The following is a 12,133-nucleotide window of genomic DNA, read 5'->3' on the forward strand; positions in this document are numbered from 1 at the left end:
CGTCCCCTTTTGCCGGCCGTTCAACTGTCGGTCGAACGGGTCAGCGCTTCCCATTGATCAATCTCGCTGGCGGCACTACTCAGCTTTTCCCGCACCAGCTTCAACGCATCACTGCCCAACAGCAAATGCGCGGGAGGTGTCGGGCTGGCAATGATCTGCAGCATGGCCTGCGCCGCTTTCCGCGGATCGCCCAGTTGTTTGCCGCTTTTCTCCACGCGCGCTTTACGTATCGGATCGAAACTGGCGTCGTAGTCGGCAATGCTCCGCGCCGTGCGCTGCATCGAACGGCCGGCCCAGTCGGTGCGAAACGAGCCGGGCGCGACGGCCGTCACGAAGATGTTGAACGGTAGCAGTTCCTTGCTCAGCGTATCGGAGAGACCTTCGAGGGCAAACTTGCTCGCGCAGTAATAAGAGATGCCCGGCATGGTAATCGTGCCGCCCATGGAAGTGATATTGAGGATATGACCGGCACGGCGCTGGCGAAAATACGGCACGAAGGCCTTGATCACCGCCACCGCGCCAAACACGTTGACGTCGAATTGACGACGCATTTCCTCCAGTGGCGACTCTTCGAAGATGCCTTCGTGGCCATAGCCGGCATTGTTGACCAGCACATCGACCGGGCCGTGGGCAGCCTCCGTCGCCGCCACAACGGCGTCGATTCGATCGAACTCGGTGACGTCCAGGATAACGCCATGGGCACGCTCCGTGGACAGCGACTCGAAGGCCTGCAACGCCGCCTCATTGCGCACCGTGCCGATGACACTGTGGCCTGCTGCAATTGCCTCTTGCGCGAGTGCGCTACCCAAGCCGCTGCTCACGCCGGTGATGAATAGGGTTTTGCGACTGGGCATGGTGAACTCCAATGGATGAACAGGTAGCCATGGTAGCGAGCGAAAAATGCCCCTCCTATGCCGGTTTGCCTTGGGGCATTGCCTATTCCTATCAGCGCGTCAGAGGCATCGCCGCCAGCGCCCTACCCTAGGCTCACATGCCTCAGCCGAGGCTTCTGCGGGTATACTGGGCCCGCTTCACAAGCCCTGAAATCTCCCATTCAGTTCATGGATCGAATGAAAACATATCTTGCTGTTCCATTAGCAGTGACTCTCGCTTTTGCAATAACCGGTTGTGGCAGCCGCCAAGCGAGCGTTCAACCCTCTTCCATGCCAGTAGTTCCACTGGCGGCGGATGAGCATCATGCAAGCCTTACCTTCCGCACCCTCGGCGGCGCGGGTGATCACCCCGTCAGCTATTCGCTGGGTCCTGCCAACGCGGTCGAGTACGCCATGTCTTCCGCTGGCGAGCCTGTCTACGATGCAGGCTACTTCAAGCGCATACCGGGTTACCTGAAGAAAATGGCAGGTGGCACGGACAGCATCGATACGCTGGTAGAGGCCGAAAAGCCCCTGAAAGTGAGTGCGTCGGTGAAAAGGCAGATCGCTACCCTCAATGGCATACCCATGCATACGTTGTTCGGCTACGGCATAACACCACAGCCTGCTCCGCTGGTATTCACACCACGACCGCAAAAGAACTATCTCGTTGAAACGGTGATCGCGGATAACTACATCATGAAGGTGTATGAAATTTCCGCGACGGGTGAGCGCAAAGAGGTGAGCGTGCCTGTGGGTACGAATTGAAATCTGACCCGAAAAAAAAGATACATAGGATAACGAAGACACATCCTGTTTTATCGAAGAAGCCGTTGCCTCTTACTCATAAAACCTGGTCTGTACTAATTTTTTGTAAAGGATTGATGTGATGTTCCCACGATATTTCCGCTGGATTTCAGCATTGGGTGTTCTCGCAGCTCTGGCGGCCTTCGTATTTTTCGGCCTCGGGGTGTTTACCGGTCAGGCGCCAGCGACGGATCTGATCAGACCCGTCATTGCCGTTATCGTGTTTGCTTGGGCTTTCACTCAGTCGACCAAGGCCTGAAAAAGCGGCAGACCACGTTTTTATCGCAGAAATTGGGTAGGAATGTGGTCTGTCCCTCACTCAAGCTTATTAGGGTCTTTCGACGATTAGTTATCTGCGCGCCAGTCGATTAGACCTTTACCATACTTAAGCTTATACAACATGAAATTGGAAAATCCGCCGACAACGTTTTAAAGCCATCAACCTCAGCGCTGATTTCCACAACCATCCCGCTTTTCGCCTGCACCAACTAGTCTGCGCCATAGTAGCGATAAAGATCCGCATCAGGCCAAAATTCATCATAGGCGGTTAATGTGCTTCGCAGGGCCTCACTACGAGGATCGTCCGAAGGATTCATCTTTGAAATTACAAATTCTTTAATTTCGTACCATTGAAGCTCACGCATGCAAAATGCCACAACTTCAAATGGCGAGCCCCCAGACATTAAAATCAACTTAAATCTCTCTATGAAATCTTCTTTATACTCCGGATTTTTTTTAACAAATTCCAAAATATTTAGTAAAGACGTCTCGTAGGAAATCTCTAGTTCTTCACCAAAGGCGGCCGCAGCCACATCACAAAGAATATCAAACTGTTTAATGACTTCATTCATTTAGGCACCCAGGCACCCTTTCTGGTGTCAGCAGGATCAGACACCCATACTTTTTCTATGTACTTACCTCCCACATCAAGCCCTTTTTTAGAAAATGCATTTTCTGCTGCGGCTTGAGCAGCGGGACCAGAGGGTTCATAGTGCCCTGATGTGTTATCAATATATTTAACATTGCCGTTCACAATTTTTACCTCTCCCGCAGCAATAACCGGCTTACCATTCGCGAGATCAATATGACCACCACCTACATCATTAAATTTTCGTCCTATTACTAACTGACCATCTTCAAGAACAATATAATTGTACTTTCCTGCGCCTTGAGTCAACTTCGTATCTGAGATAAGTGTTGGAACACCTGTTGGGTGGTCTGGAAACTGATTGGGAAAACTAGGCGTCGCTTGCTTTTCTACTGACCCCGCCGTTACTTTTGCTCCACCCCCTTTAACCCCCGAAACCAGTACCGAAGCCCCACTCCCATCAAGGTATTTCCCTGCGCCCTTGAGCAACGCTATTTCCATCGCGGCCTTGGCGGCCTCGGTTCCATAGTCGCGGAGGGGGTTTACGTCGCCTGGATAGGTTGCGCTGTCGAAGGACGCGAGTACCTTGCTTCCTTGCGTGTAATCGTAAGGAGCGAACAGCTGCCCGGTGGCCTGCCACCCATCGACAAACGACGCTGCGCCGCCCAGACCGGAGAACGCAGGTATAGCGCAACCGGCTCCGGTGATACAAGCGGGCGTGGAAAGTATCGCGCCGCCGAATCCTGCCGCGGCCCCTATCGCGCCGAGTACCGCGCGGCTTGCCTGGGACGACTGTCTGAGCTCCTTATCGTTTACCAGCAGGTCGTCATTGGCCTGGTCCCACTTCGAATATTCGTCATAGGCACCGGTTGCAATCAGCGCGCTTTGCGCACCTGAGAATCCCTTGCCGTCCGCCTCAAGCGCTTTGACCGCCTGGTAGTTTGGATCGTCCACCGGAACCGAGGCGGAACAATGAACCAGAGCACACGCAGCCGCTTTCAATTCATAAGATTTTTCAGGTGTTTCCTTTTGCAGTTTCTCAAGTGCAACGGTCTCTTTCTGGTGAAGCTGACGATTGTATTCGTCAGCCATCAACGCGACCCAAGAGGCTTTCTCGACATCACCGCCAGCAAGACCAGCGGCCGTCAAACCGACAACCTGAGAAACCGCTTGTCGCAGATCAGGCTGTGTATCGAAAATCGAATTAAGTTCTCCAGCCATGGCCTGGCTGGCACCCGCCGCGATGGCGCCGGTCTTGAAGTCGCCACCGGTAGCGCTGGAGATCGCTCCTCCCGCCAATGCGTGCATGGCAGTACGAGCGACGCCGCCTTCGGCCCACATGGTCATGCCTGTGGTATCGCCCGCATTCTTCGCGGTTTGCCAATGGTCCTGGGCATAACCACCGACAAAATTGAACGTTGTGGCCGCTGCGATGGTACTTGCCTGATAGACCAACCCATCACTGAGGTTCCGACCGAGGCTACCGCCATTGATGGCGGTCTTGATGATGCCTCCCGCAACACCCTGAGCCCCGGCATGCAGCGCAAAGCCACCCACGCCTTGAAGCGTATTTAAATCAAAACCCTTCGTGAGGTTATTGAACGGCACCGTATTGCCGCCGAGCGCGGGGTCGATGACGCCCTTGGTAAAACCGGCCGTGATCCCGGCGATTACGTAGTTTTTCAGGTTGTCTGACGAAAAGACGTCCTTGAAGGTCGCCCCCAGATCACCCTTGTTGTTGATCGTACTGACCGCCGTTTGCGCGACTGCTGCCGAAAAGCTCGCCGTTGCGGCGGCCGATGCAGCAGCGCCTACAGTCGCAGCCGTGGCAGCTGACGCACCTGCGGCAGTTGCCGCCCCAGCAGCAGCGCTGCCAGCACTGGCGCCGACTGTAGCGGCGGTTGCAGTACCCGCCGTCAGCACGGTAACGATGATAATGATCGCCAGCATCGCGCCCTGGCCCAGGCTCGAATGGCTGTATTTAAACGACTCGTGGGTTTCCTTTATCAGCCGCCAATCCACATCCCCTCGCTGCTCGGCCTCCTTGAGCCACGCCAACTTGGGATCAGCCTTGACCATGACATCGATGGTCTGGCTGACGGTTTTCTCGTTGATGTGCTTGATATCGATTTTCAAGCCATCGGCCGCTTTGATGGCCACATTCCCCTGAGCCTGCAATTGGCTTTGAATCAAGGTTTCGTCGGTGTGGCCTTTCCCCTTCATCGAGTTCCAAGCCAGACTTGAATCGCTCTTTGTATGGCTTTCCTGGCTCAGGTCCTTGACGCCCTCGAAGGTAATCGAACCGCCGCTCTGTAACGTCAGGTCATTGCCACTGTTCAGCTTGGCCGCCTGATAACGCTGGTCACTCCCGCTGAGCAATACCAGGTCACCGCCCGTGGTGATCTGGCTGCCCACATGCGTAACCTTGGTCACCTCATCCCGCTGAGTTTTCTTACTCCCCCACCCGCCTTTTTTCTTCATGTCGTACAGCGAATAGTGGCTGTTTTGCGCAGCCAGCAGCTCAAGCCTGCCACCCGCCACGAAATAGGCCTCGTTAGCAGCGTTGACCTTGCTGGAAATCAGCGCCAGGTCCTGCCCCGCACTCACGGCAACGTTGCGCCCCGCCTTGACCGTCGAAGCTACTTGGTTGACATGATCCTCTTGGCTGGTGACCTTCTTGCTCTTGCCGTAAGAGTGCTGTTCATCCGCAGCCGAGGCGATGGTCAGGTTTTCTTTGGCGGCGAGGGTGACGTCGCGCTTGGCGTCGATCTGGCTGGCGACGACGAGGAGGTTGCGGCCGGCGTTGGCGGTCAGGTCGCGGCCGCTGTCGAGGCTGGAGCCGTATTGCTTGATGTCCTGATCACGATGCCGGCCGCGAGTGCCGCTGGTGATGCGTTCGGCGGCGACGAGATTGACATCGCGCGAGGCATTGAGCGTGGTGTCGGTCCCGCTTTTCAGCACTGCGCCGACGTTGTTGATGTCACGCCCGGCACTGATGGTCAGGTTGTTTTCCGCTTCGATGCGGGCCGCGCTGTCGATGAAGTCGGTGCGTTCGGTGCGGTAGCCGCTGCTGCTTTCGTGAGTGGTGACGGTACGTTCGTTGATCACGTCGCCCGTGAGGGCAACGACACTGACGTCCCGCCCGGTAATGATGCCGCCGGCCCTGTTGGTGAGGTCCTTGCCGGCCAGCGCCTCGAGGCGACTTCCCGCTTCCAGCAAACCGCTGTTGACCAGGTTGTCGCCGGCCGCGACTCTCAGGTTGCTTGAGGCGCGCAAGGTCCCGGAGTTACTCAGGTTCTTACCAGCGATCAGGCTTACATCGGAGCCCTGGATCAACGCACCATTGGCCGCCAGCCGATGGTTGGCCTGGGCCAGATACAGCACCGGCACCAACACCTGCTGGTTGTTCACCGTCCGGGTTTCCATCCAGACGATGTCATGGGTCAGGGCCGCGATCTGTTCGGCGGTGAGGCTCACGCCCAACGACAATTTGAGCGCGTCCTTGCTGGCGATGGCGTTGTTCATCAGGTACTTGAACATGCCGTCATCGGAGGTCTGGCCGTCGAGGAAGCGCTGGCCGGTGCGGGCGATCACGGCTTGCTGGATCAGGCGTTGCTCGTAGAAACCGTCGCCCAGGCGCTTGGCGGCGGTGTCCGGGTCGTAGCCCAGATTTGTCAGCAGGTAGTCCGAGCTCATGAACCGGCGCAGGTCGGTCAGCGCCGGGTTGGTCTCGATCAGGTATTTTTGCGGGTTGGCCTGGAACGAACGGTCCGGCAGGCCACGCACTTGGGTCAGCCCCGCGCCTTGGGTCGGCGTGGCCGAGCCGTCGCCGCTCATGCGGAACAGTCCGTTTTGCCCGGTGGGCAAATCGAAGCCCGGCAAGGTGAGCGGATCGACCTGCTGCTGGGTCAGGTCCGGCGGCAGCTGCCGATTGACGTTGATGCGGGTCGAGAATGCAGTGTCCGCCTGGGTATCGGTACGCGGCCCGGCACCGACGTAGTTGTAGCCCCCGCGCACGACACTGTTGTCGGCGTTGCCCTGGGTGCGAACATCAACGGCACCACCGGCCTGGATGATCGCGGCATAGGTCTGGTTATCGGTGGTACTGGTCTGGGTGCGGAACTGGGGCAGCTCACGCTCGGTCATGCCGATGAAACGACTCATCGCCGCTTCAAGGCCGCCCAGGTCGTTGACGTTGTACCCCGGGCTCTGCAACCAGTACCTGTTGGTGAAATCATTCGCGGCGGCGCGCCAGCCACCCGGACTGCGCGTACGTTCGGACATAAAGGTGCGCGAGGTTTCGATCTCACCGGTCTCGATACCGATGTTGTCCAGGCTGACGAGGTTGGCGGTCAGTGCCCCGCCGACGCCAATGCTGCTGCTCCGATTGGTCAGGCTGTCGCCCTGGATATCCAGATTGCCGCCGGTGGTGATGCTGGAAGCGGCGCTGGCCGCGGTGACTTCGAACTTGTCACGCTGGACGATCTGCCAGACGTGGTTTTCCTTGCCGCCGCTGCAGTCACCGGCGTTGACGCCTTCGAGGCAGGCCACTTCCCTGATGGAGGCGGTGTAGATGCCGGCGTCATGGGAGGTCAATACCTCGCGGACGTTGTCGATGGTGCTGGCCGCCAGGCGCATGCTGCCGTCGCTTTGCAACGTACCGGAACTGTTGAGGATGCTGCGGGCGCGGGTGCCGAGGCCGTCGCGATCGATGCTCAGGTTGCCCAGGCTGTAGATGTCGGCGTAACGGTTGGTCAGGCTGTTTACCCGCAGGCGGGTATCGGCGCCGCTGAAAATCAATCCGTGCTCGTTGAGCAGGTCGCCGGTCGATACGCCGAGTCCGTCAGCACTGCCCAACGTGCCGTAGTTGTTGATGGTGGCGGCAGTGACGCTCATGTCCGCCGCCGAGGTCAGCCGACCGTAGCTGTTGAGAACGCCATCGACCACGACGGTTGTGCTGTCGCCGCCGGCAATACTGCCGCCCGCCTCCAGATTGATCAGCGCGGCGTTGAGCCCCAAGCTGCCGAGACTGCTCAGGCGGCCATTACCGGCATATTCGCCGGTCAGTTGCAGGTCGATGGCGCCATCGCTGCCGACCAGGCCGTCGACGCGCCAGTCGGTGCCACGGCCCACCATGCTATCGGTACTGAGCAACTGGCCCGTGGCGGTCTGAGTGAATTGGTCGACTTCAACGACCAGTTTCCCGGCCTGAATCGCGGTGCTGTTGGTCCAGCGATCAGCCTTCACGGTCAGATTGCCGTAAGTCACCAGGCGACCGCCGGCCTGCCCCAGGTTGGCCTGGCTGATGCCGAACAATCCCAGGCCCGTGTGCAACAACTCGCCACCCACGTTATGCAGGCTGCCGGTGTCCAGGCCCACATCCTGGCTGGCGGTTTCCAAAGTGCCGTCGCTGTTGTCGAACAGGCCGCCAATCTGGAATACCGTCGTGCTGGCCTTGCCCAAGGTGCGCAGTTGGCCCTTCTGGCTGCTCAGGCTGGCGGCCAGGATATCCAGGCTGTCCTGGCTTTCAATAATGCCGGCGTTATTGTTCAGAGCCCCCGAGAGATCGAGGTCGATGCGATTGGCGCTGACCTGTCCGCCGCTGCTGTTGTCCAGTGCGCGGCCAATGACTCGGAGGTTGCCAACGGCGTAGATCCCGCCGTTGCGGTTGTCGACATCCACACCGGCGTTATCGATCACCACATCGCCCGCTTGTGCGGCGATGCGCCCACCGTCGTTGAACAGCCCGGCCAAGGCCTTGATATACAGCCCCTGGGCCTGGATCGTGCCGCCCTGACGGTTCGCGTCATAACCGTTTCTCAGCACACCTGTGGCCCGCGCCTGGAGCGCGGCCTTGACGCTGGACAGTACGCCGCCACGGTTGTCCAGATTGTTTGCGAAGACATTCAGGTCGGCGTCCCGAGCGATGATGCTGCCGCCCTGGTTATCGATGTCGCCCGCCACATCCACGGTCACCAGCCCTTGGCCTTGCAGCGTGCCCTTGGCGTTGTCCAGGCGCCCGGCATCCAGTTCGATGCCGGCGGTACGGCTGGCGATCAGCCCGCCCTGGGCGTTGTCCACCTGGCCTGTCGCCGTGACCGACAACGTGTCGTTGGCGGCGACGGTGCCCTTGTCGCGGTTGCTCAGGCTGCCGGTGCGCACACTCATGGCGCCTTGGCTGGACAGCTCGCCGCCCTGGTTGTTGATCGCGCCCGTGTTGGTGATGTCGAGGTTTCTGCCGGCCATCACCAGGCCGGTCAGGTTGTCCAGGCTGCCGAGGATCAGGGTCGCGCTGTTCAGGCTGGAGAGTTCGCCCGAGTTGTTGTCCAGATGGCCCAGATGGGCGATCAGAGTCCCTTGGCTGTTGATCAGCCCGCCCTGGGCATTCAGGACCCGATTGGCGTTCAACTGCAGTTCGCTATTGCCGAGGATCCGGCCTTTGTTGCGGTTATCCACAACGTCGGCGGTGATCGTGGTCTTGCGCCCGCCACTAAGCGTGCCGCCCTGGTTGTTCAGCGCCGCGGTGGTCGTGACGGTCAGGTCGCGACTGGCGATGACCGTCTTGCCGGCGTTGTTCAGTTGCCTTGCCGTAAGGGTGACATCGCCCCCGGTATTTCGGCTGTTATCGGCGTTGACCCCGGCCTCGACAATACCGTTGTTGGTCAACGTGCCGCCGCTGTCCAGGCGGATGCTGTCGCGCGCCACCAGGTTTTTCTGGCTGGTCAGGTCACCCTGGGTGTTGGCCTCGAGTCGAGTGCCGGCGTACACCTGGCCACGGATTTCCAGGCTTTTGGCGTGGATATCGACAGCCCCGGTCGCCGCTGTCTCGGCCAGGCTCAGACGGCCATTGGCATCAAGCTGGATATCACCACCACTGGCAACCATTTTGCCGTCCAGCTTCACACCGACGCCGGCCTCGGTGCCCACCAGTTTGATCGTGCCGGCGTACATGCCGCCCAGGGCCGAGGAATCGATGGCCAGCTCCGGTTGGGTGCTGCCGTCGTCGGCGCGAGCGGTAGCGTCGAGCGTGTCGGCGTTGACGTCGTTGCGCCCGGCAACGATGGTCAGATTCTTCGCCTGGATCTCGGCATTGATTCTGGCGCTGCGGGTGATGATTTCGAAGCGGTCGACGTTGTTGGCATTTAGGCCCGCGCCCTCAATGGCGACGCTGCCCTGGTCCACCTGATAGCGGCCCACCTGGCCGTTTTCGATGATCGGTTTGCCCGTGGTCAGGGTCGCCTTCGGCGTATTGATGAAACCGCAGCCGTTACAGGTGATGCCATAAGGGTTGGCGACGATGACGTGAGCCGACTGCCCCGCCACTTCGGTGTAGCCGCGCAACTGGCTGGGGCTGCCGCCGTTGACCTCGTTGAGGATGGTTTTGGCGGCCGTGCCCTGGAGGTTCGGGTTGCCGAGGATGACCCCGCCCAACTGCGTGGATTGGGCGGGTTTGGTGGCGTTGTTGAGGATCACGCCGTTGCTGCCGACGTTGTAATCCTTGAACTGGTTATGAGACAGGCCACTGCCATTGGGTTTGGCGATGTTGACGATCGGCACGCCATTGCCGGCCTGGCCGAGACTGGTGCCCGGAGCGCTGACGACGATGCCCTCGGCCTGGGCCCACAGCGGCTGCCAGAACATGACATTGATCAACAGGAACGCCAGCCCACGCTTGGGCATGCCCCAGAAGGCGTCACGGGTTTTCAGGGCAGCGGAAGGCTGGCGGGCCAGGAAGGCGTATTGGCGGTCGTCCATGATCAAGGTCTCGTTGCAGCGGCGTTAAATAGAAAAATCCACGCGGAAATAGATCGGCGCTTCGCGCTCGGTCAGGGCGTCCGGGCGTTCCAGGGAATGGGCAAAAGTGACGCTGGCGTTCAGATGCTCACCCCGGGCGAACAGCTCCAACGAGTTGCTTGACATGCGCCCGTGCTCGTCACCGCTGTAGCGGTTGCCGCGGATCACGCCTTGGTCATAACCCAGACTGGTGCCGTACTCGGCGAACACCGGACGCAGCCATTGCAGCGTCACCGGCCGGCTCCAGCGCAGGTCGTTGCGCCAGTAGCCGCCGCTGTCGCCGGACAGTGTCTGGTCCTTGTAGCCCCGAATCGACGACAACCCGCCCAGGCTCATGCGCTGCGGGCTGAACAGGGCGTCTTCACTGCGCTGACCGGTCATCAGGCTGCTGAAACTGAAAGACTCGCCGCCCAGTACAAAGGGTTGCAGGTAGCTGAGGGTGGCGGTGTATTTGCGATAACGCGCATCCGGCAGGCCAGGCCCGGGGTCGTGATCGCCCTGGGCGTCGAGGGCACCGATACCATCCTGCATGCCCAGGTCGAGGTTGACAAAAGCAGTGCCGATCCGCCGCCCGTGATTGATACCAAATTGCGCTTCGCTGATGCGATTGCTGCTTTCGGCGAGTTTGCTGTCTTCGACGAAATTGTTGGTGCGCAGGTAGGCCAGCCCGGTGTTGAGGGAGGTCTTGCTCAGCGCATCGCGGTGGATCACCCGCTCCAGGCGCAACTGATGATTCTGGCTGTCGCCGCTCTGCTTGAAATTGAAGCCGTTGGCCTGGCCCAGTGCCCTGTACTCGCTTTGGCTATAGCTGTAGGTCAGGTTCCACCAGCCAAACGGCAGGTTGTAATAAAGCATGCCGTTGCGCGAGGTTTTCTGATGATCGCTGAGGGTGTCGTGGCCGCCACGCAGAGCCAGTTGATCTGCCAGGCCCAAGGGGTTGTCCCAGTCCAGGGAAGCGCCCCATTGCTGCTCGCCGGTGCTCTTCTGCCCATCGTTATGCCGTGACAGGCCGGCGCGCCAGGGTTTCTGCGGGGTGTTCCTGACCAGCACTTCGCTGCCGCCGATGTTCTGCCCCGGCGTCAGTTCCATCGCCACGTTATTGGACGGCAAGCGGTTCAGTTGATCGACCATCTGCTCGATTTCCCGCAGATTGAGCAACTCGCCCGGCTTGCCGGGAAAGCTCATGGCCAGTTCCCGTTCGGACAAGCCACTGCCCTCTTCCCCCTTCAGCCCTTCCAGCCGTCCCTCGACCACCAGCACTTGCAGATGTCCGCTGGACAAGTCCTGTTGTGGCAAATAGGCGCGACTGGTGACCAGGCCTTTTTCCAGGTAATGGTCGGTGATGGCTTTGAGCAGCTGGTTAAGCTGCGGCACGCCCAGGCATTGACCGATGTAAGGCTTGAGCAGACGTTGACGCTCACGTTCGGACAAGGCATCGGCGCCCTTGAGCTCGATGGTCTTGATCGGAAAGCAACGGCTGTCGGCCGGCGTGGTGGGGGCCTGGGGCGCGGCGGATTTGCCCGGCAGGTCTTTGAGTTCTTCAAGGCGCCGGCGCTGTTCTTCGAGCAGGCGGTCCTGGCGTTCGCGGATCAGGTCCGTATCGCCGGGGGTGGGCGCGGCAACGGCGATGTTCATCGCTAGAAAATATAGCGACGCAGCGACCAGCCTCGTCCCTAAGGCAATTACGGACATGTTCGATCCCTCGATACAGAAATGACAGCAAGCGTGCGAGCAGGCCAACCGGATGCAGGCACAGCGTTGCGCGCACACCAGACCGCGCATATCGCCGTCA

At 59.6% G+C, this 12,133-nt stretch carries 6 protein-coding genes; 2 read left to right on the forward strand and 4 right to left on the reverse strand.

What is annotated here, in order from left to right; translation table 11 throughout:
• Window positions 1-20: 20 nt before the first annotated feature.
• Window positions 21-854, reverse strand: coding sequence for an oxidoreductase (locus tag J3P96_RS24310; RefSeq protein ID WP_434653730.1), 834 nt, complete (start codon window positions 852-854; stop codon window positions 21-23).
• Between the two features lie 216 nt (window positions 855-1,070).
• Here J3P96_RS24310 and J3P96_RS24315 point away from each other — a divergent pair, with 216 nt between their 5' ends.
• Both J3P96_RS24315 and J3P96_RS24320 read left to right on the forward strand, forming a co-directional pair.
• Window positions 1,071-1,640 (forward strand): hypothetical protein, encoded by a 570-nt coding sequence (locus tag J3P96_RS24315; protein ID WP_434653731.1) that lies wholly within the window; start codon window positions 1,071-1,073, stop codon window positions 1,638-1,640.
• Between the two features lie 121 nt (window positions 1,641-1,761).
• Window positions 1,762-1,938, forward strand: a complete 177-nt coding sequence (locus J3P96_RS24320; protein ID WP_434569872.1) for a hypothetical protein — start codon at window positions 1,762-1,764, stop codon at window positions 1,936-1,938.
• A gap of 229 nt (window positions 1,939-2,167) precedes the next feature.
• Here J3P96_RS24320 and J3P96_RS24325 read toward each other — a convergent pair whose 3' ends face one another.
• Genes J3P96_RS24325 through J3P96_RS24335 form a run of 3 tightly spaced genes read right to left on the reverse strand, consistent with a single transcriptional unit; the run spans window position 2,168 to window position 12,033 of the window.
• Window positions 2,168-2,530 carry a hypothetical protein gene (locus tag J3P96_RS24325; protein WP_434653732.1) on the reverse strand — a complete coding sequence of 121 codons (363 nt, stop codon included), beginning with the start codon at window positions 2,528-2,530 and terminating at the stop codon, window positions 2,168-2,170.
• A complete protein-coding gene (locus tag J3P96_RS24330; protein ID WP_434653733.1) occupies window positions 2,527-10,302 on the reverse strand; it encodes a DUF637 domain-containing protein in 7,776 nt (2,591 codons plus the stop codon). The genes J3P96_RS24325 and J3P96_RS24330 overlap by 4 nt, the downstream gene beginning before the upstream one ends.
• 24 nt (window positions 10,303-10,326) lie before the next feature.
• Entirely contained in the window at window positions 10,327-12,033 is a 1,707-nt protein-coding gene (locus J3P96_RS24335) for a ShlB/FhaC/HecB family hemolysin secretion/activation protein (RefSeq protein WP_434653734.1), read from the reverse strand.
• Window positions 12,034-12,133: the final 100 nt, after the last annotated feature.

It is taken from the genome of Pseudomonas sp. R3-56 (assembly GCF_051132075.1).
Lineage (GTDB): Bacteria > Pseudomonadota > Gammaproteobacteria > Pseudomonadales > Pseudomonadaceae > Aquipseudomonas.

Excerpts from the sequence above, each read along its gene's own strand:
- J3P96_RS24310 (WP_434653730.1), bottom strand. The coding sequence starts at position 854 with ATGCCCAGTCGCAAAACCCTATTCATCACCGGCGTGAGCAGCGGCTTG.
- J3P96_RS24315 (WP_434653731.1), top strand. The coding sequence starts at position 1,071 with ATGAAAACATATCTTGCTGTTCCATTAGCAGTGACTCTCGCTTTTGCA.
- J3P96_RS24320 (WP_434569872.1), top strand. The coding sequence starts at position 1,762 with ATGTTCCCACGATATTTCCGCTGGATTTCAGCATTGGGTGTTCTCGCA.
- J3P96_RS24325 (WP_434653732.1), bottom strand. The coding sequence starts at position 2,530 with ATGAATGAAGTCATTAAACAGTTTGATATTCTTTGTGATGTGGCTGCG.
- J3P96_RS24330 (WP_434653733.1), bottom strand. The coding sequence starts at position 10,302 with ATGGACGACCGCCAATACGCCTTCCTGGCCCGCCAGCCTTCCGCTGCC.
- J3P96_RS24335 (WP_434653734.1), bottom strand. The coding sequence starts at position 12,033 with ATGTCCGTAATTGCCTTAGGGACGAGGCTGGTCGCTGCGTCGCTATAT.